At 72.3% G+C, this 20,162-nt stretch carries 20 protein-coding genes; all 20 read left to right on the top strand.

Annotation, left to right across the window (positions count from 1 at the left end):
- Positions 1-57 precede the first annotated feature (57 nt).
- A complete protein-coding gene (locus MHY85_RS08215; RefSeq protein WP_239195358.1) occupies positions 58-1,737 on the top strand; it encodes a GspE/PulE family protein in 1,680 nt (559 codons plus the stop codon).
- 106 nt (positions 1,738-1,843) lie between these two features.
- Positions 1,844-3,415 (top strand): type IV pilus twitching motility protein PilT, encoded by a 1,572-nt coding sequence (locus MHY85_RS08210; protein ID WP_239195357.1) that lies wholly within the window; start codon positions 1,844-1,846, stop codon positions 3,413-3,415.
- Positions 3,415-4,641, top strand: coding sequence for a type II secretion system F family protein (locus tag MHY85_RS08205; RefSeq protein ID WP_239195356.1), 1,227 nt, complete (start codon positions 3,415-3,417; stop codon positions 4,639-4,641). The genes MHY85_RS08210 and MHY85_RS08205 overlap by 1 nt, the downstream gene beginning before the upstream one ends.
- A 174-nt stretch (positions 4,642-4,815) precedes the next feature.
- Positions 4,816-5,253: a prepilin-type N-terminal cleavage/methylation domain-containing protein gene (locus tag MHY85_RS08200; protein WP_239195355.1), complete on the top strand. Its 438-nt coding sequence runs from the start codon at positions 4,816-4,818 to the stop codon at positions 5,251-5,253.
- Between the two features lie 109 nt (positions 5,254-5,362).
- Positions 5,363-7,138 (top strand): prepilin-type N-terminal cleavage/methylation domain-containing protein, encoded by a 1,776-nt coding sequence (locus MHY85_RS08195; RefSeq protein WP_239195352.1) that lies wholly within the window; start codon positions 5,363-5,365, stop codon positions 7,136-7,138.
- Entirely contained in the window at positions 7,053-7,832 is a 780-nt protein-coding gene (locus MHY85_RS08190; protein ID WP_308191338.1) for a type II secretion system protein, read from the top strand. The genes MHY85_RS08195 and MHY85_RS08190 overlap by 86 nt, the downstream gene beginning before the upstream one ends.
- A gap of 62 nt (positions 7,833-7,894) precedes the next feature.
- The gene (locus MHY85_RS08185) at positions 7,895-9,499 is read left to right on the top strand and encodes a hypothetical protein (protein WP_239195348.1); all 1,605 of its coding nucleotides are present in this window, start codon (positions 7,895-7,897) and stop codon (positions 9,497-9,499) included.
- A complete protein-coding gene (locus MHY85_RS08180) occupies positions 9,496-10,122 on the top strand; it encodes a prepilin peptidase (protein WP_308191337.1) in 627 nt (208 codons plus the stop codon). The genes MHY85_RS08185 and MHY85_RS08180 overlap by 4 nt, the downstream gene beginning before the upstream one ends.
- Positions 10,123-10,368: 246 nt before the next feature.
- Positions 10,369-11,421, top strand: coding sequence for a type IV pilus assembly protein PilM (gene pilM / locus MHY85_RS08175; RefSeq protein WP_239195344.1), 1,053 nt, complete (start codon positions 10,369-10,371; stop codon positions 11,419-11,421).
- Positions 11,418-12,113 carry a fimbrial assembly protein gene (locus tag MHY85_RS08170; RefSeq protein ID WP_239195343.1) on the top strand — a complete coding sequence of 232 codons (696 nt, stop codon included), beginning with the start codon at positions 11,418-11,420 and terminating at the stop codon, positions 12,111-12,113. Before pilM ends, MHY85_RS08170 begins: the two co-directional genes overlap by 4 nt.
- Positions 12,113-12,910: a type 4a pilus biogenesis protein PilO gene (locus tag MHY85_RS08165; RefSeq protein ID WP_239195342.1), complete on the top strand. Its 798-nt coding sequence runs from the start codon at positions 12,113-12,115 to the stop codon at positions 12,908-12,910. The genes MHY85_RS08170 and MHY85_RS08165 overlap by 1 nt, the downstream gene beginning before the upstream one ends.
- Positions 12,911-12,996: 86 nt before the next feature.
- Positions 12,997-14,187, top strand: a complete 1,191-nt coding sequence (gene aroC / locus MHY85_RS08160; protein WP_239195340.1) for a chorismate synthase — start codon at positions 12,997-12,999, stop codon at positions 14,185-14,187.
- Positions 14,184-14,738 carry a shikimate kinase gene (locus MHY85_RS08155; protein ID WP_239195338.1) on the top strand — a complete coding sequence of 185 codons (555 nt, stop codon included), beginning with the start codon at positions 14,184-14,186 and terminating at the stop codon, positions 14,736-14,738. Before aroC ends, MHY85_RS08155 begins: the two co-directional genes overlap by 4 nt.
- Positions 14,735-15,856, top strand: a complete 1,122-nt coding sequence (aroB, locus tag MHY85_RS08150) for a 3-dehydroquinate synthase (protein ID WP_239195337.1) — start codon at positions 14,735-14,737, stop codon at positions 15,854-15,856. The genes MHY85_RS08155 and aroB overlap by 4 nt, the downstream gene beginning before the upstream one ends.
- 83 nt (positions 15,857-15,939) lie before the next feature.
- The gene (locus MHY85_RS08145) at positions 15,940-16,611 is read left to right on the top strand and encodes a SatD family protein (RefSeq protein ID WP_239195335.1); all 672 of its coding nucleotides are present in this window, start codon (positions 15,940-15,942) and stop codon (positions 16,609-16,611) included.
- Entirely contained in the window at positions 16,608-17,135 is a 528-nt protein-coding gene (locus tag MHY85_RS08140; RefSeq protein WP_239195333.1) for a hypothetical protein, read from the top strand. The genes MHY85_RS08145 and MHY85_RS08140 overlap by 4 nt, the downstream gene beginning before the upstream one ends.
- 123 nt (positions 17,136-17,258) lie before the next feature.
- Entirely contained in the window at positions 17,259-17,822 is a 564-nt protein-coding gene (gene efp / locus MHY85_RS08135; protein WP_239195331.1) for an elongation factor P, read from the top strand.
- Between the two features lies 1 nt (position 17,823).
- Positions 17,824-18,240, top strand: a complete 417-nt coding sequence (nusB, locus tag MHY85_RS08130; RefSeq protein ID WP_147793616.1) for a transcription antitermination factor NusB — start codon at positions 17,824-17,826, stop codon at positions 18,238-18,240.
- Between the two features lie 296 nt (positions 18,241-18,536).
- Entirely contained in the window at positions 18,537-19,145 is a 609-nt protein-coding gene (pyrR, locus tag MHY85_RS08125) for a bifunctional pyr operon transcriptional regulator/uracil phosphoribosyltransferase PyrR (protein WP_239195330.1), read from the top strand.
- The coding region (locus MHY85_RS08120; protein ID WP_239195328.1) for an aspartate carbamoyltransferase catalytic subunit at positions 19,142-20,162 on the top strand (1,021 nt) is incomplete at its 3' end. The genes pyrR and MHY85_RS08120, both read left to right, overlap by 4 nt.

Genomic DNA, 20,162 nt, shown 5'->3' with positions numbered 1-20,162 from the left:
GCCGATGGGCCCTACGGGGCCGGTGCACCTGCCTGCCCCGGACGAAAGGGCAACGGGGTGAAGCAGCTCGGCGAGATCCTGCTGGACGAGGGCCTGGTCAGCGAGGCGCAGCTCATGGCGGCGCTGGACGAGCAGATGGCCCGGGGGCAGTCCCTCGGCCGCACGCTGGTCGAGATCGGCGTCCTCACCGAGGGGCAGCTCGTCGCCGCACTGGCCCGCCAGGTCGGGATGGCGTTCGTCGACCTGGACGAGTACCAGGTCGACCGGGCCGCGGTGTCGATGGTGCCGGCCGCGCTCTGCCGGCGGTACACGGTGCTGCCCGTCGGGTTCCAGGACGGGGCGCTCGTGCTCGCCACCGCCGACCCCGGCAACGTCGTCGCGGTCGACGACGTCCGCACCGTCTCGGGCATGGCGGTCCTGCCGATCGTCGCGACCTACGAGAACCTCAGCCGCGCGATCGAGCGGTTCTGCCGCGCCGACGGCGAGATGGAGGACCTGTCCTCCGCGTTCGAGGAGGAGCACCAGTCCCAGCAGGCCGAGGTCGACCTGTCGAACATCGGCAACGCCGTCGAGGACGACGCCCCGATCGTCCGCTACGTCAACCTGCTGGTGACCCAGGCGATCTCGGACCGGGCCTCCGACATCCACATCGAGCCCACCGAGCACGACCTGCGCGTGCGGTACCGGATCGACGGCGTGCTGCACGAGATGCAGCGCTCGCCCAAGCAGATCCAGGGCGGTGTCATCTCGCGCGTCAAGATCATGTCGGACATCGACATCGCCGAGCGCCGCAAGCCCCAGGACGGCCGCATGTCGGTCACGCACAACGGCCGCAAGATCGACCTCCGCGTCGCCACGCTGCCGACCGTGTGGGGCGAGAAGATCGTCATGCGGATCCTCGACAACTCCACCGCCTCGCTCGACCTGCGGGACCTCGCGTTCCTCGACCACAACTACGAGACGTACCGCGAGGCGTACACCAAGCCCTACGGCATGATCCTGGTCACCGGCCCCACCGGCTCCGGCAAGTCGACCACCCTCTACGCGACCCTGAACGCCGTCTCCAAGCCGGAGATCAACGTCATCACCGTCGAGGACCCGGTCGAGTACCGGCTCGCCGGCATCAACCAGGTCCAGGTCAACCCCAAGGCCGGCCTCACCTTCGCCGGCGCGCTGCGCTCCATCCTGCGGTCCGACCCCGACGTCGTCCTCCTCGGCGAGATCCGCGACCACGAGACCGCGCAGATCGCCATCGAGGCGGCGCTCACCGGCCACCTCGTGCTCTCGACCCTGCACACCAACGACGCCCCCTCAGCGGTCACCCGGCTCACCGAGATGGGCATCGAGCCGTTCCTCGTCGGCTCCGCGCTGGACGCCGTGGTCGCCCAGCGGCTCGCCCGGCGGCTGTGCGCCAAGTGCTGCGAGCCCTACACCCCGACCGAGACCGAGCTCATCGGCGCCCGGTTCCCCTGGGTGCCGGGCGAGCCGCTGCCCGAGCTGTTCCGCCCGGTCGGCTGCGTCGCCTGCTCCCGCACCGGGTACCGCGGGCGCGTCGCCCTGCACGAGGTGATGCGGGTGACCGAGGACATCGAGCGCCTCGCCGTCGCGCGCGCCTCGGCGGCCGAGATCGGGGCGACCGCGCGGTCGCAGGGGATGATCACGCTCCGCGACGACGGGTGGCAGAAGGTCGTGCTGGGGCAGACGTCGGTGGAGGAGATCCTGCGGGTCGTCGCGTGACCGGGTGGTCCGCGGGCCGATCGCTCAAGAACGGGCTCACCTCGGCCGATGGGACCGGGCAGGGCGGCGCCGAGGCGCGCCGCGACACGATCGGAGAGGTGGCACGGTGACCGAGCCCTACCCCGGTGCTGGACCGACGCCCGCGGCGGGACTGCCGCCGTACATCCCGCCGCTCGCGCCGCCCGTCGCCGGCGCGCCGTCCGGCGGGGGGCTGCCGACGCAGGCGCCGCCGGCGCTCGCGCCCGTCCTCGCCCCGCCCGCCCAGCCCGTGACCGCGGCGCAGCCGTACGCCGGCGCACCGGCGGCCCCGTCGGTCGGGCTGCCGCAGGCGTACCCGGCAGGCGCACCGGGTCCCGCCGGGACGGTTCCGGGTGCTCCGGCCCCTGCCGGTCCGCCGCCGGGTGCCCCGCAGGCCGGGCGCGCAGCCGCTCCCGCGGGGACCCGTGCTGCGATGCGCGCCGGCTCGGCGCGCCCCGGCATGGGGCTGCAGCGCCAGGAGGGCGATCTCGAGCTGGACGAGGCCCTCGCCGCGATGGTCCAGGCCGGCGCGTCCGACCTGCACCTCACGACCGGCGCCCCGCCCACCGTGCGCCTCGCCGGCGAGCTGCGCCCTCTGGAGGGGTTCGCGCCCCTCGAGGGCGAGGGGCTGCGCCGGGCGCTGTACGCCGTGCTCACCCAGAAGCAGCGCGAGAAGTTCGAGGCGAACCTCGAGCTCGACCTGTCGTACTCGGTGCGGGGTCTCGCGCGGTTCCGCCTGAACCTCTACCAGCAGCGCGAGTCGATCGGGGCCGCATTCCGCCTGATCCCGTACGAGATCAAACCGCTGGAGCAGCTGGGCGTGCCGCCCGTCGTGGCGAACTTCGCGGGCCTGCCGCGCGGGATGGTCCTCGTGACCGGTCCGACCGGGTCGGGCAAGTCGACGACGCTCGCCGCGATCGTGGATCTGGCGAACCGCACGCGAGCCGACCACATCATGACGGTCGAGGACCCGATCGAGTTCCTGCACCGGCACAAGAAGGCGCTCGTCAACCAGCGCGAGGTGGGGGAGGACACCCACTCGTTCGCGAACGCGCTGAAGCACGTGCTGCGTCAGGACCCCGACATCATCCTGGTGGGCGAGCTCCGCGACCTGGAGACGATCTCGGTCGCGCTGACCGCAGCCGAGACCGGCCACCTCGTCTTCGCGACCCTGCACACGCAGGACGCCGCCCAGACGATCGACCGCATGATCGACGTCTTCCCGTCCCACCAGCAGGCGCAGGTGCGCACGCAGCTGGCGGGCGCGATCCAGGGCGTGGTCTGCCAGACGCTGTGCAAGCGCTCCGACGCGCCGGGCCGCGTGGTCGCCACCGAGGTCATGGTTGCGACGGCAGCCGTGCGCAACTTGATTCGCGAGGGCAAGACCCACCAGATCTACTCCGCGATGCAGGCCGGGGCGCAGCAGGGCATGCACACGCTGGACCAGCACCTGGCCGAGCTCGTCAAGACGGGCCGGATCAGCTACGAGACCGGCCTGGAGAAGTCGCACCACGCCGAGGACTTCAACCGGCTCACCGGTCGCTTCTCCTCCGGGGCGGCAATGGCGCCGGGCGCGGTCGCCGGCCAGGCGGCTCAGTACGACCAGGTCCCGCCCGGGGGCTCGCCGTACGCCGCCGCGACGCAGGGAGGCGCACACTGATGCCCGAGAGCAAGACGTTCGAGTACGCGGTCCGCGACAAGTCCGGCAAGGTCGTCAAGGGCCGGATCGAGGCGCCCAACCAGGCGGCGGTCGCGAACCGCCTGCGGACGATGGGCCTGGCTGCCCTCTCGGTGTCCGAGGTGCAGACCACGGGCCTGCAGCGTGAGATCACGATCCCGGGCTTGAGCGACCGGATCGCGCTCAAGGATCTGGCGATCATGGCGCGGCAGCTGGCGACGATGGTCTCCGCGGGGCTTGCCCTGATCCGGGCACTGTCGATCCTCTCCGAGCAGACCGAGAACAAGGCACTCACCAAGGTCATCCAGGCCGTGCGGACGGATGTCGAGACCGGCACGGCGTTCTCGGTGGCGCTGGGGAAGCACCCCCAGGTGTTCCCGCCGCTGATGATCAACATGGTGCGCGCCGGCGAGGTCGGCGGATTCCTCGACGAGGTACTGGTGTCGGTCGCCGAGAACTTCGAGGCGGACGTCAAGCTGCGCGGCAAGGTGAAGTCCGCGATGACCTACCCCGTCATCGTCTTCGTCATCGCGATCCTCGCGATGGTCGGCATGCTCCTGTTCATCGTGCCCGTCTTCTCGGGGATGTTCGAGTCGCTCGGCGGGACCCTGCCGTTGCCGACCCGGATCCTCGTGTGGCTGTCTACCGCAATGAAATGGTCGATCATCCCGCTCACGGCGCTGCTGGGTATCGGGATCTATTGGTGGTCGAAGCACAAGAATGATCCCGGTGTGCGGGAGCGAGTCGATCCGCTGAAGCTGAAGGCGCCAGTCTTCGGCACCATTGCCAAGAAGCTGGCGGTCGCGCGCTTCACCCGGAACTTCGGCACGATGATCCACGCGGGCGTGCCGATTCTCCAGGCGCTGGACATCGTCGGCTCCACGAGCGGCAACGTGGTGATCGAGCGGGCAGCGCGCGACGTCCAAGAGTCGGTGCGGCGCGGAGAGTCGCTGGCAGGGCCCCTGGCCCTGCACCCGGTCTTCCCGCCGATGGTGGTGCAGATGATCGCCGTCGGCGAGGACACCGGCGCCCTGGACGTGATGCTCGACAAGGTCGCCGACTTCTACGACCAGGAGGTCGAGGCGACCACGGAGCAGCTCACGTCGCTGATCGAGCCCCTGATGATCGTCTTCATCGGATCGATCATCGGCGCCATGGTCGTGGCCCTCTACATGCCGATCTTCGGCGTCTTCAATCTGATCAACTAGGGCGAATCGGACACTTCGCTCACCCGCACGGGTGAATTGCCGCGAAGTTCTCCGCCCGACTCAAGTTGCAGCCCGCGCCGGACGATGTACCGGCTGTTCGACCTGAACCGGCCCCGCCGGAATCCATTCGAAAGTCCTGCGGCTACCCATGCCGACGACCTGAGGGAGAGCAGCGTGATCGCTCGCATTCGCAAGTCCATCGAGGAGAAGGACAAGGGCTTCACCCTCGTCGAGCTCCTCGTCGTCATGATCATCATCGGCATCCTCGCCGCAGTGGCCGTGCCGGTGTACCTGAACCAGCGGAAGAAGGCGGCCGAGACGGCCGCCAAGTCGGACGTCACGGTCATCGGCAAGGAGATCCTCGCGTACTACGTCGACGGCACGGCCGGCCTGACGCTGACCAACGCCGCCGGCAGCGCCGACTGGTCGCTCGCGGAGGCCGGCGCCGGTGGCGCGCCCGTCTCGGCCGGCAAGCTCTCGGGCAAGAACACCGCCACGGGCTCGGCCACCAGCCGGGACGACTTCTGCGTCAGCGTCAACCCGAACGCCAGCGTCGCCGGTGCTGCCACCTGGTACTACTCGGAGACCGGTCTCTCGAAGACCGCCTGCTGATCGCATGAACCAGCGGCAGCGGCACCCGCTCGGGTGCCGCTGCCGTGGCGCGTCCCCCCGGGGCGCATCGAACCCCTCGACAACCGCCGCGTCCCCCAGGAGGTGCTCCGTGCCGCGTCACCAGGTGCTGAGTCGGCTCGCCGGTCGCCGTGGCGACGACGAGGGCTTCACCCTCATCGAGCTGGTCGTCGCGATGCTCGTGATCTCGCTCGTCCTGCTCGGGCTGATGGCGGCCCAGACCTCGGCGCTCGTCACGGGGGCCCAGGCGCGTCAGCGGACGCAGGCGGCGGCGGTCGCGAACCAGACCATGGAGCAGCTCCGCGCGCTGCCGTGGCTGACGCTCAGCAAGGGCATGCACACGAACTTCGTCGCCGCGTCCGGTGGTGACGCGAACGTGTCCAGCGGGCGGCTTCAGCCGGCCGTCGGCGGGCCTCTGAACGAGCCGCTCGTGACCAGCTCCACCCAGGTGACCTCGATGCCGCCGCTCTCCGGGGCCGCGGGGACCAACAAGACCATCTCGAGCGACCCCGGCGGCACCGGAACCACGTTCACCACGCGTGTGTACGTCACGAGTGCGCCGTCCGCCCCCACGGGCGTCCTCACGCTTACCGTCATCACGACCTGGCCCGCGAAGAGCAACGCCCGCAATGCGTACGTGATGCTGCGCTCGCAGGCGTACGCGCCCGCCGGTGGCTGCGGTGACGCGTCGAACCAGCCCTTCCTGGGTGCGTGCCAGGCGCTCTTCTCCGGGTCCGGTGGTGTCACCGGTCCGAGCGTGGTCGTCTCCGCCGTGGCACCGGGAGCAGGGCAGCCCGCGCCGGCATCGCTCCTGCCCGGGACCGACTACTCCGTCGCGACGCTGTCCGGCGGCTCGGTTGGCGCCACGATGAACGCGCAGCAGTCCAGCTCCGTCGACGCCGCGGTCCAGCACGCCCGGTCCGCGGTGACACGTGTCGACCCCGACCTTCCCGAGACGGCGAGCGGCGGGTCGAAGCTCGCGAACGCGGCCTCCAACGATGTGGGATCGGCAGGAGCAGCGCCGTCGTCGCCGCCGGACGTCGTGGGTTCCGGGTCGAGCTCCGCAGTGGTCGTCGCAGGCACGGACGTGAGCCTGACACTGACCGCGGGGTCGGGCGCAGCTGGTGTCGCGGGGGCCTCGACGACCAGCTCCTGCCGGACGGGGATCCCTGCCGGTCAGCCTTGCGCCCGCGGCGACTTGACGGGCGGCACGCCCTCGTCCGTCGTGATCCGCGCAGGATCCACCGACTTCGTGGCAGCGTCCATCGCGGCTGGCGGCGCGTCGAAGGCGTTCTCGGCCCGGTTCAGCAGCGCCGCCGGGACAGCAGGTGTCGGCTGCACGAGCCTCAGCGGTGCCGGGTGCGGCTCAGGAGGCGCATCCCACACGGTGGGTACGACGATCATCGGCGCTGGCCCGTGGACCGGCGCGACCGCCGGCCTCGTCAAGGTCACCGGCTACAGCGACTCGGTGCTCGTCCAGCGCGGTGCGGGGCAGCCGTCGACTGGAGCAGCCGCGTCGCGCAGCGCGACGATCGCCTACTGGAACGGCACCGGCTACTCCAGCCTGTCGGTGTCGCGCAGCACCGACCAGACGCTGACGGTGCCGGCCGTCACGTGGACGGACGGGACACGGACCGTCACGGCCACGGCCACGGTCACCGTCACCAAGGGTGGCGACCTCCCCGTGGCGGCCGATCCCACCGGCTGCACCGGTGACGGCTGCACGCTGGACTCCGACTCCGGCACGATCGTCGTCACGGCGACCTACGTCGTGGCCCAGGGTGCGACGCAGTACGCGTTGTCCGTCGCGACCGACCTCGGGTCCGCGCGGGCGAGCGCGGCGTACAAGGCGGCACCCCTTGCGTGAGGTCCTGCGCCGACGGCTGCGACAAGCGCGGCACGACGGCGCCGAGCGCGGTTGGACGTTGCCTGAGCTGCTGGTGGCCATGACCATCTTCCTGGGCCTCATCGCGATCGTGACGTCGATCCTGGTCACGGTCTCGTACCAGACCCGCGACAACCTCGCGCGGACGCGGGCGGTCGACCAGGCTCAGCTCGGACTGCGACAGATCGACCGGCAGGTGCGTTCGGGCAACGTGATCTCGGACCCGGCTGCCGAGACGATCTCGAGCTCGGGGGTCGCGCCCTACTACTCCCTGCGGGTCTACACCCAGACCGACGGCGTCTTCCAGTGTGTGCAGTGGCGGGTGGTGTATCCGGCCGGCTCGTCGTACGGCGAGCTGCAGTACCGGTCGTGGCAGCCGAGCTGGCAGGTGACGGGCGGCGTGGACGACTGGAGCGTCGTGGCGCGGGACATCGTGCGGCCGAGCTCGGCGACGCCCGTGGCCGGCGACCCGAGCACCTGGCCGCCGTTCTACGTCGACAGCACGTCACCGGCGGAGGCGTCGTCCACCGCGCAGACGGTCAGGGTGACGCTCCGCATCAAGGACCCCGAGCAGCGAGAGCAGTCCAAGCCGGCGACGGTGACGTCGGTGCTCACTGGACGCAACACCGTCTACGGCTACCCGTCCGACGCGTGCGCGGCGGTGCCGGCGCCGTGACCTTCCCGACCCGCCCTCGAGCCCGCTCCACCGAACGTCCCGGAGGACTCATGTTCGCTGCCGTGCGCCGCAGGCTCCACCACGACCACCCTGAGCGCGGCAGCGCGCTGGTCGCGGCCGTCGCGATCTCGATGGTGTGCCTCGCCCTGGGGCTGGTCGTGCTCGCCAACGCGATCCAGGTATCCGACCAGTCGGGCGACGACCGCGCACTCACCACCGAGGTTCACTCGGCGGAGGGTGCGGTCGACGCGGTGTACGCCGAGCTCGAGCAGAGCACGCTGTGCTCGTGGCCCGCGTCCGGCGCCGCCGTCTCAGGCTCCGCGCCGTCCCGGACCTCGGTGACGGCGACCGTCGCGTACTTCGACGACGCGGGCACTGCGCTCAGTTGCAGTGCCGGGGTCGTGTCGGGTGACGCGACCCAGGCGGTCATCACCGCGACGGCGACCACGTCGGGTGACGCCGACCTGGGCGGCGGCAGCACCCGCACGGTGCAGTCGAAGGTCGAGCTGACACCGATGTCCGTCCCGGGCCGCGGCGCCGCCATCTTCGCCGCGAACCAGATCATGACGACGAACGGCTTCACCCTCGAGACGTCGCTGCCCGACACACCGGTGGATGTGTGGGTCGACACCGGCAACGTGAACTGCAACTCGAACGTCAAGATCGACGGCAACCTGATCGTCGTGAACGGCACGACGGACATCTCGAACGGGTGCCGCGTCACCCAGAACCTCTGGAGCTCGAAGCAGCTCTCGGTCCACCAGGCGCAGGTCGCGGGCCTCGCGACGGTGGGCCAGGACACGTACGTGTCGGCGAACGCGACGATCGCCGGCGGCTCCAAGTACGGCCGTGACCTGATCATCGCAGGCTCGATGAGTACGTGGGGTGGCGGTCCTGTCGTCGGCGGCACGCTCAAGACTGGCGTTGGCAGCGCGGCGATCCCGCAGTACGTGCCCGTGGGCCTGCCCGAGGTGGTGTACGACCCGTCCGACTGGACCGGCTTCGTCACCGCCGGCGACCGGCAGCTGGCGTATCGCACGTGGGTGAACGAGAACGCCGTGGCGAACAACGCCCCGACCTGGTCCGACGCCCGCAACCCCGCGAAGGACCAGTGCACTATCGCGGGCGCGGACTACAGCATCAACGGGGCGCTCCTCGGCCCGGCGGTGCCGACCCTCTTCGACACCCGGCACTGCGCGAAGACGACGATGCAGGGCGGCGTGAACATCAGGCTCCGCGCCGACCTCGTGATCTTCGCGAACGAGTTCTACGGGACCGGTGACTTCAAGATCACCTCGGCCGACGGGCAGCCGCACCAGGTCTGGATCATCGTTCCGGATCCCGACTCGCCGAGCGCCTCGAACGGCGTCGCGGAGTGCGGCAAGACGGTTGCGGGCAAGAAGTCCGGGAGCATCAAGTTCGACTCGGGCAGCCTCGCGATCTCCCCGGTGACGATCTTCGTGTACACGCCGTGCACCATCGAGACCAACAACACGATGACGTTCTACGGACAGCTGTACGGGGGCAACGTCGAGCTCCGCAACAGCATGACGATGCGGTACGTGCCGATCGGCATCCCCGGCGTGACCTTCCCGACGACCAACCCGACCGCCTCCTCGGGCTACCGGGTCGACGTGGTGTACAAGCGGGAGGTCCGGACGCCGTGACGTGGTTCGCGATCACGGCCGGTGCGCTGCTCGGGCTCGCGATCGGGTCGTTCCTCAACGTCGTCGTCTGGCGGGTCCCACGTGGAGACTCTGTGGTCTCGCCGCCGAGCGCGTGCCCGGCGTGCGGCCGACCCGTCCGTCCCCGGGACAACGTGCCGGTGCTGTCCTGGGTCCTGCTCCGCGGGCGGTGTCGAGACTGCGGCGAGCCGATCTCGCGTCGCTACCCGCTCGTCGAGGCGGGTACCGCCATGCTGTTCGCCCTGGCGGTGTGGTGGTCCGGGCCCGACTGGTCGACCCCGGCGTACCTGCTCCTGGCGTCCGTCGCCGTCGCGCTGACACTCATCGATCTCGATGTGCACCGGTTGCCCGACGCGATCGTTCTCCCCGCCTACCCCGCAGCCGCCGTCCTGCTCGTGCTCGCCAGCTGGTCCCCGGGGGGCACCTCCGACTGGCCCGCGCTCGTCAGGGCGCTCCTGGGCGGCGCCGCGATGTTCCTCGTCTACTTCGTCCTCCTCCTGATCTACCCCCGCGGGATGGGTCTGGGAGACGTCAAGCTCGCGGGTCTGATCGGGCTGTTCCTGGGTTGGGCGGGCTGGCCGGCCCTGGTCGTCGGGTGGTTCTAGGCGTTCCTGCTCGGCGGCATCTACTCGATCGGGCTGCTCGCGACCGGACGTGCCGCGCGCGGGTCTGGCATCCCGTTCGGACCCTGGATGCTGCTGGGCGCGGCGGTCGGACTCGTCGTGGGCGCGCCGCTCGCCTCCTGGTACATCGGGCTGCTCGGCTGACCGGGTGCGCCGAGCAGCACCCCCTCAAGTGGCGACTCAACCCGCCGATAGGACCTCAAGACCAGCCTCACGGAAGGACGGCCAGTGGCCAGCTCACGCGTGATCGGCCTCGACATCGGGAGCACCGGTGTGCGGGCAGCCGAGCTCTCGCCGGGACGGAACGGAAAGGGCGGGACGCTCGAGCGCTTCGGCTCGGTGCCTCTGCCCGCCGGTGCGGTCCGGGACGGCGAGGTCGTCGATCCGGAGACCGTGGCCACGGCCTTGCGGCAGCTCTGGTCGCAGGAGAAGTTCACGACGCGCGACGTCGTGATCGGGGTCGGCAACCAGCGGGTGATCGTCCGCGACCTGGACGTGCCGTGGCTGCCGCCCGCACAGCTGCGGCAGTCCCTGCCGTTCCAGGTGCAGGAGCTGCTGCCGATGCCGATCGAGGAGGCCCTCCTGGACTTCCACGCGAACGGCGAGAGCGTCGGACCGCAGGGACGGATGGTGCACGGCATGCTCGTGGCTGCTCAGCGCGACACCGTCACGGCGAACGTGCGCGCGGTGCAGACAGCCGGGCTTCGGCCCGTGCAGGTGGACCTGAACGGGTTCGCGCTCCAGCGCGCCCTCGTGGGGGCGGCGCACCGGGACAGCGTCGTGGCGGTCGTGGAGATCGGCGCGACGGTGACGCACGTGGTGGTCGCCGACCACGGCGTGCCGCGCCTCGTGAGGACCATCCCCGCCGGCGGGCAGAACGTCACGAGCGCGGTAGCCGGAGCCCTTGGGGTCTCAAGCGCCGAGGCCGAGAAGATCAAGCGGGAGCTGGGCGTCGGCTTCAGCGTGCCCGCGGAGCACGCGGCCGCGGCGGAGGCGATCGGTTCGGTCACCCGCGGCCTGGTCGAAGCCGTGCGGAACACCTTCGTCTACTACGCCGGCAACCACCCGGGAGCGCTCATCGAGGGCGTGCTCCTGACCGGTGGCGGTGCACACCTGCCGGGTCTGGGTCAGTACCTCGCGAGCGCGAGCCGGCTGCCTGTCGCCTTCGGGAACGCCGTCGGGGGTCTGAGCCTCGCCAAGTCCGTCCGCCCGGAGGTGCGGGAGGGTGCCGGCTCGCTGGTCGCCCTCTCGGTCGGACTCGCACAGGGGGTCGCCGCGTGACCATCACCGAACGCCGACCGAAGAGCGAGGCGCCGGCCGCGTTCGTCGCTCAGCCCCCGCAGGTCAACCTGCTGCCGCCCGAAGTGCGTGACGCCCGGCGTCTCAACGGGGTCAAGCGCGTACTCGCGCTCGTCGTCGTGGGCGTGCTCGTCCTGTGCGCGCTGGGCTACCTGTTCGCCGTGCTGCGGGAGAGCGCGATGGACGACGCCCTGGTGGACGAGCAGAACGTCACGACGCAGCTGCAGAGCGACGCTGCGGAGTTCCAGGAGCTCCCCCGCGTCCGCGCCGAGCTCGACAGGAACCGGACCGCCCGCGCCTACGGGATGTCGCCGGACGTCGACTGGACGTCGTATGTCGTCGCGATCGCCACGGTGCTGCCCGCCGAGGCGAAGATCGAGCAGATCACGGAGAACATGAGCAGCCCCGTCGACGGAAGCGCGGCCCAGGCGGACCCGCTGCAGCCCACGAGCGTCGGACGGTTCGAGCTCGTCGCCCGCATGCCGGTGCTGCCCGACACCGCCGACTGGATGGATCGGCTCGACGCACTGCCCGGGCTCGACGACGTGCGGGTGGCGACCAGCGAGATGGCGCAGGAGGACGGGGGCGCGCAGTTCTACCGCGTCACCATCAGCGCGCAGGTGACCGAGGCCGCGTTCACCGGCCAGTACAGCGCCGAGAACGAGGAGGGTTGATGACCGCGAAGACCAGCACGTGGGTCGGCGGCACGGCTGCCCTGGCCGCTGTCCTGATGGGTGGGACCTTCTTCCTCGCGGTGCAGCCGACCTTGTCCCGCGCCGCGGAGGCGCAGGAGCAGACGGAGATCACGCGCGACCAGAACGACGTGCTCCGCCAGCAGGTCGACCAGCTCCGGGCCGACTTCGTGAACCTTCCGCAGTACCAGACCGATCTCGCCGACCTGCGAGTCGGGATCCCGACGGGACCTGCGCTCTCGGACTACGTGCGCGAGCTGGACGCGCGCGCGCAGCAGGCCGGGTTGACGATCACCAAGCTGACGCCAGGCGCCGCGGAGGTCGTGCCGGGTCCCACCCTGACGTCGGCCGACGTCGCTGCGGCGACCGGGACCGACCCGAGCGCAGCGCCGACCGCCGAGGCGACGACGTCAGCTGACGCTGCGGTCGCCGACCCGTCCACGGCGGCCGCGGCGCCCGCGACCGCCGCATTCGATGGCTTCTACGCGATGCCGATGACGGTGACGGTCGTCGGCACGTTCCCGTCGGCTCTGTCCTTCCTGGACTCCGTCCAGGCCCCGGACGGCCGGCTGCTCCTCGTGACGTCGCTCGTGGGCACCGGTCAGGGCGACGCCGAGGCGTCCGGCGGCCGGCCTGCCACGCAGGAGGGCGACATCGAGCTCACGATCGGTGGCTACCTCTACGTGTTGACTGATCCGACAGCACCGGCGGACACCGGCACCACGGACGAGACGCTTCCGCAGGGCGACACGTCCGGCTCGCTCGGTTCCGGCAGCTGACCCTTCTCCGCACCCACGCCCGCGCCCCGGCCCACGACGTGGACCGGGGCGCGGTCGTGTCCCGGCGACGTGGGAAGATCCCGTCCATGCTCCGTTGGTTGACGTCCGGTGAGTCGCACGGCCCCGCCCTGGTGGGCGTCCTCGAGGGTCTGCCCGCGGGTGTGCAGGTCGAGTCGGCCCACATCCGCGACGCGCTGGCGCGGCGCCGGCTCGGCTACGGCCGCGGCGCGCGCATGAAGTTCGAGCAGGACGAGGTCCGCATCCTCGGCGGCGTGCGCCTGGGCGAGTCGCAGGGCGGCCCGGTCGCGATCGAGATCGGCAACACCGAGTGGCCCAAGTGGGTCGACGTGATGTCGTCCGACCCGGTGGACGACCCGGAGAAGCTGAACCGCGCCCGCAACGCCCCGCTGACCCGGCCGCGCCCGGGCCACGCGGACCTGGTCGGCATGCGCAAGTACGCGTTCGACGACGCGCGCCCGGTGCTGGAGCGGGCCTCGGCGCGCGAGACGGCCGCGCGGGTGGCGCTCGGCACGGTCGCCGCGCGGTTCCTGGAGCAGGCCGCCGGCATCCGGCTGGTGTCGCACGTGGTCGGCATCGGCCCGGTGGCGGCGCCCGACGACGCGGCCCTGCCGACCCCGGACGACGTGGCGGCGCTGGACGCGGACCCGGTGCGCTGCTTCGACGCGCCGACGTCGGCGGCGATGGTCGCGGAGATCGACGAGTGCCACAAGGACGGCGACACCCTCGGCGGCGTGGTGGAGGTGCTGGTCTACGGCCTGCCGTCCGGGCTCGGCTCGTACGTGCAGGCGGACCGGCGGCTCGACGCGCGGCTCGCGGGTGCGCTCATGGGCATCCAGGCGATCAAGGGCGTCGAGGTCGGCGACGGCTTCCGCACCGCGACCCGCCGGGGCTCGCAGGCGCACGACGAGATGGAGCGGGACGCCGACGGCGTCATCCGCCGGCGCAGCAACCGCGCGGGCGGCCTCGAGGGCGGCATGACGAACGGGGAGATCCTGCGCGTCCGCGCGGCGATGAAGCCGATCTCGACGGTGCCGCGCGCGCTCGACACGGTGGACACCTCGAGCAACGAGCCCGCGAAGGCGCAGCACCAGCGCTCGGACGTGTGCGCGGTACCGCCGGCGGCCGTCGTGGCCGAGGCGATGGTCGCGCTCGTGGTGGCCGACGCGCTGCTGGAGAAGACCGGCGGCGACTCGGTGGGCGAGGTGCGCCGGAACCTCGACGCGTACGTCGCGTCCGTCCCCGACCTCCTGCGATGAGCGCCCGCCCGCGGGTCGTCCTGATCGGTCCGCCCGGGTCGGGCAAGTCGACGGTGGCGCTGGCGCTGGCGGGGCGCTGGCAGCTCGCCGCCCGGGACACCGACGCGGACGTGGAGCGCGTCGCCGGCAAGTCGGTCGCGGACGTGTTCGTGGAGGACGGCGAGCCGCGGTTCCGCGAGCTGGAGCACGAGGCGGTGCGCCGGGCGCTCGTCGAGCACGACGGTGTCCTGGCGCTCGGCGGCGGCGCGGTGCTGCACCCGCTGACCCAAGAGGAGCTCGCCGCCTACCGGGCGGCGGGCGGCGCGGTGGTCTTCCTCGACGTCAGCCTGCGGCACGCGGCGCCCCGCGTCGGGTTCAACCAGGCGCGGCCGCTGCTGCTGGGCAACCCCCGGGCACGCTGGCAGCAGCTGATGGACGAGCGCCGGCCGGTGTACGAGCGGGTCGCCTCGCTCGTGGTGTCGACCGACGGGATCACGCCCGCCCAGGTGGCGGAGCGCATCGAGGACGCGCTGGCGGACCAGCGCACGGACGACCACGGGGCGGGGCGATGAGCGTGCGCACGGTGCAGGTCACGGGGGACCAGCCGTACGAGGTGGTGATCGGCCGCAACCTGCTGGGCGAGCTGCCGCGGCTGCTCGGCGAGGGCGTCCGCAAGGTGCTGGTGATCCACCCGACGGCGCTGGCGGCGACGGCCGAGGCGGTGCGCGAGGACCTGACGGCGCAGGGGTACGAGGCGCTGCTGGCCGAGGTGCCGGACGCGGAGCCGGCCAAGTCGGCGCAGGTGGCGTCGTTCTGCTGGCAGGTGCTCGGGCAGGCGGACTTCACGCGCAGCGACGCGATCGTGGGCCTCGGCGGCGGCGCGACGACCGACCTCGCGGGCTTCGTGGCGTCGACGTGGCTGCGCGGCGTCAAGGTCGTGCACGTGCCGACGACGCTGCTGGCCATGGTCGACGCGGCCGTGGGCGGCAAGACCGGCATCAACACGGTGGAGGGCAAGAACCTGGTCGGCACGTTCTTCCCGCCGGCCGGGGTGCTGTGCGACCTGGCGGCGCTGGAGAGCATGCCGAAGCACGACTACGTCGCGGGGTTGGGTGAGGTCGTGAAGTGCGGGTTCATCGCCGACCCGCGGATCCTCGAGCTGGTCGAGCAGCACGGTCCCGAGATCACCGACCCGGTCCGCGCGGCCGGGTCGGAGGTGCTCGCGGAGCTGGTCGAGCGGTCGGTCGCGGTCAAGGCGCGCGTCGTGGGTGAGGACCTCAAGGAGGCCGGCCTGCGCGAGATCCTCAACTACGGCCACACGCTCGGGCACGCGATCGAGCACGTCGAGCGGTACTCCTGGCGCCACGGCGCGGCCGTGTCGGTCGGCATGGTGTACGCCGCCGAGCTGGCGCGGCTCGCCGGCCGGCTGGACGAGGCCGTCGTCGCCCGGCACCGGTCGATCCTCACGGGGCTCGGGCTGCCGACGGCGTACCGCGGCGACCGGTGGAACCAGCTGCACGCCGCCATGCGCCGGGACAAGAAGACCCGGGGCGACCTGCTGCGGTTCGTGGTGCTCGACGACGTGGCGCGGCCGGCTCGGCTCGAGGGGCCGGATCCGTCGCTGCTGGTGGCGGCGTACGCGGAGGTCTCGGAGGGTGCCGCGCCGGTGCGGGGGATCTCGCTCGGGTGATGACAACAATGCCACAGGGTTGTTGCTCCGGCTACAACCTGGTGGAGTTGTAAGCGACGGTACTACCTCGTACCGTGGGTGCCATGTGGACCCTGACGGTGGACCAGGAGGGCAGCCGGCGGGTCGGCGACCGCGTCGACGCGCTGCTCGCCGACCTCGCGGCCGCGTCGCCGCTCGTCGGTGCGGATGCCGGGGCGGTCGTGCTGCCGTTCGAGCGCACGGTCGGTGACGAGGTCCAGGCGGTCCTCGCCGACGCGGATCTGGTCGTCGCGCTGACCCTGCACCTGGTCCGCACGGGTGGGTGGAGCGTCGGGATCGGTGCGGGTGTCGTCGACACCCCGCTGCCGGTGTCGTCCCGCGCGGGGTCCGGCACCGCCTTCATCCACGCGCGGGAGGCCGTCGAGGCGGCGAAGTCCCGGCTGCGGAGCGTGCCGCTCGCCGTGCGCGGTCCGGACCCGGACCTGGCCGCCGAGGCGGAGGGCGTGCTCACGCTGCTGGGCTCCGTCGTCGCGCGGCGCACCGCCGCCGGTTGGGCGGTCGTCGACCGGGTCGCCCCCGCTGCGGGCGGCGTCGCGGCCCGGCAGGAGGACGTCGCCGCCGCGCTCGGCATCAGCCAGCAGGCGGTGAGCGCCCGGCTGCGGGCCGCGCTGTGGGCCGAGGAGGTCGCGGCCCGCCCCGCCGCGGCGCGCCTGCTGCGGCTCGCGGGCGGGTCCGGTCACCATGGGTCCGCCGACGACCGGGAGGGGCGCGCGTGACGACGCTGTGGGGGACCGTGCTGGTCGTGGGCGCCCTGGCGGTCAGCGTGGGCCTCGGCTGGGTCGCCGCCGCCGGCGTGCTCCGGCTGGCCGACCGCGGCGGACGGCGGTCGGGCGCGGGCGACGCCCGGGGCACCCGTACCGGCGCGGGCGCCGCGCCGCCCGCCGGCCCCGCCAACGACCACCCCCGCGACTACCGCAAGGGCCGGGTCAACCCCGGCGCGGACGGGGACGCGAACGCGCGCGCGCTCGGCGACGGGCCCGACAGCGACCGCGCCCGGGCCAGGTTGCGGGGCGGCACCTGGATCGGCGTGCTGGAGCGGCTGGCGATCACCGGCACGCTGCTCGCCGGGGAGCCGGGTGGGGTCGCGGTGGTCGTCGCGGTCAAGGGCCTCGGCCGGTACCCCGAGCTGCGCGCGGGCGACGACCCGGCGGTGTCCGAGCGGTTCGTGATCGGCACGCTGGCCTCCTTCGTGTGGGCGGCGGGCGTCGGTGTGCTCGGGCGCTGGCTACTGACGCGCTGACGCCGGCCCATCCGCCGGGGCGCCGTCGGCACGGTACGATGGTCGGCGGCCCAGCCCCGCCCGCGACCCGCGGGCGCGCGTGGCGGCCCCGGCAGACGCACCCAGGACAGGAAGCAGCGACACGTGGCGACGACGAACGACCTGAAGAACGGCACCGTGCTGAAGATCGACGGCCAGCTCTGGACGGTCATCGAGTTCCAGCACGTGAAGCCCGGCAAGGGCGGCGCGTTCGTCCGGACCAAGCTCAAGAACGTCCTCTCGGGCAAGGTCGTCGACCGCACGTTCAACGCCGGCCTGAAGGTCGAGACCGCGAACGTCGACAAGCGCGACATGCAGTACCTGTACAAGGACGGCGAGGACTTCGTGTTCATGGACACGGACACCTACGACCAGATCACCGTCCCGGCCGCGACCGTCGGCGACGCCGCGAACTTCATGCTCGAGAGCACCAACGCGATGGTGGCCACCAACGAGGGCGTGCCGCTGTACGTCGAGCTCCCGCCGTCGGTGACCCTCATGGTCACCTACACGGAGCCGGGCCTGCAGGGCGACCGCTCGTCGGCCGGCACCAAGCCCGCGACGCTCGAGACCGGCTACCAGATCCAGGTCCCGCTGTTCCTGGAGTCGGACACCAAGGTCAAGGTCGACACCCGCGACGGCAGCTACCTGGGTCGCGTGAACGACTGAGGTGGGAGCTCGTACCAAGGCCCGCAAGCGGGCTCTCGACGTCCTCTTCGAGGCCGAGCAGCGCCGGCTCGACCCGCTGACCGTGCTCGCGGACCGCATCGCGCAGCCCGGCACCGAGGCGGCCCTGCCGCAGTACTCGGTCGAGCTGGTCGAGGGCGTGCAGGCGCAGCGCGCCCGGATCGACGAGGTCATCGCGACGCACTCGCACGGCTGGACGATCGAGCGCATGCCCGCGGTCGACCGCGAGCTGCTGCGGATCGGCACGTGGGAGATCCTGTTCAACGACGACGTGCCGGACGCGGTCGCCGTGGACGAGGCCGTCGAGCTGGCCCGCAGCCTGTCGACCGACGAGTCCCCGGGCTTCGTCAACGGCCTCCTGGGCCGCCTGGTCGACCTGAAGCCGACCCTCCTGGCCTGACAGCACGCCGCACGCACGGCCCCCGCCGCCCTCTGGGCGCGGGGGCCGTCCTGCGTCCCGGGCGCGGTGCGCCGAGATGGCAACTCTCGGCTGTGCGCGGGCGGCCCGACACAGCCGAGAGTTGCCATCTCGGCGGACGTGACGCGGCGGCGGGGCGAGATCGACCGGGGCAGTGGCACGGGTCACGCGGCCCGCGGCGTGGACGCGCAGCGCCGGACCGGGCCGCCGTGTGTAAGGTGCCGGGGAACGAGCATTCCTTTAACACCGTCCCGTGAGGCGGGGAAGGAGCGGCCCGGATGACCTCCGGTACCCCCGTGCCCGACGACGCAGCAGCCACCGGCAGCACCGTCGTCCTGGGCGAGCAGGACGTGGCCCGCGCGCTGACGCGCATCGCCCACGAGATCCTCGAGCGCAACAAGGGCGGCGACGACCTCGTCGTCCTCGGCATCCCGACCCGCGGCGTCCCGCTGGCCCACCGCCTCGCGGCGCGGCTCGCGGCCGTGGAGCCCGGCCTGGTGGCCGAGGACCTGGTCGGCAGCCTGGACGTCACGATGTACCGCGACGACCTGGCGCAGCACCCCACCCGCAGCATCGGGGCCACCACGGTCCCGGGCGGCGGCATCGACGGCAAGGTCGTCGTGCTGGTGGACGACGTGCTGTACTCCGGCCGCACGATCCGCGCGGCGCTGGACGCCCTCAACGACCTGGGTCGCCCGCGGGCGGTGCAGCTGGCCGCGCTGGTGGACCGCGGGCACCGCGAGCTGCCGATCCGGGCGGACTTCGTCGGCAAGAACCTCCCGACGTCGACGGCGGAGCGGGTGCGCGTGCTGCTCGCCGAGACCGACGGCCGCACCGCGGTCGTCATCGAGAGCGGCGCCGGCGCCGGCGCGGGAGGCCCCCGATGAGGCACCTGCTGTCCACGACGGACCTCGACCGCGCCGCCGCGATCCGCGTCCTCGACGCGGCCGCCCAGATGGCCGCGACCCAGGGCCGGCAGATCAAGAAGCTGCCGACCCTGCGCGGGCGCACGGTGGTCAACCTGTTCTTCGAGGACTCGACCCGCACGCGCATCTCGTTCGAGACGGCCGCCAAGCGGCTGAGCGCGGACGTCATCAACTTCTCGGCCAAGGGCTCGAGCGTGTCCAAGGGCGAGTCGCTCAAGGACACCGCGCTGACCCTGCAGGCGATGGGCGCGGACGCGATCGTCATCCGGCACCAGGCGTCCGGCGCGCCGCACACGCTCGCGCACGCCGGCTGGACCGAGGCGGCGGTGGTGAACGCCGGCGACGGGATGCACCAGCACCCGACGCAGGCGCTGCTGGACGCGTTCACGATCCGCCGGCACCTGACGGGCAGCGCCACCAACCCGGACGGCGTCGGGAACGACCTCGCCGGGCTGCACGTGGCGGTCGTCGGGGACGTGCTGCACAGCCGGGTCGCGCGGTCGAACGTCGACCTGCTGCACACGCTCGGCGCCCGCGTGACGCTCGTCGCCCCGCCGACGCTGCTGCCGGTCGGCGTCGGCCCCTGGCCGGCCGCGGTGTCCTACCGGCTGGACGACGTCCTCGCCCAGGGTCCGGACGCGGTGATGATGCTGCGCGTGCAGCGCGAGCGGATGTCGACGGCGGGCGGCGGGTTCTTCCCGAGCCCGCTGGAGTACACCCGGCTGTACGGCCTGGACGCGCGCCGCCTCGCGACGCTGCCGGACCACAGCATCGTGCTGCACCCCGGGCCGATGAACCGCGGGCTGGAGATCTCCGCGGACGCGGCGGACTCCCCGCGGGCCGTGATCGTCGAGCAGGTCGCGAACGGCGTGGCCGTGCGCATGGCGGTGCTCTACCTGCTGCTCGCGGGCGACGGCGACACCGCGGGAGCGGCTCCCGCGACCGGCGCCGTCCCCGCCCTGACCAGCACCCCCGCAG

Source organism: Cellulomonas sp. ACRRI (assembly GCF_022346185.1).
GTDB lineage: Bacteria > Actinomycetota > Actinomycetes > Actinomycetales > Cellulomonadaceae > Cellulomonas.
Note: the sequence above shows the minus strand (reverse complement) of the source record. Positions and strands in the feature narration are given on the sequence as shown.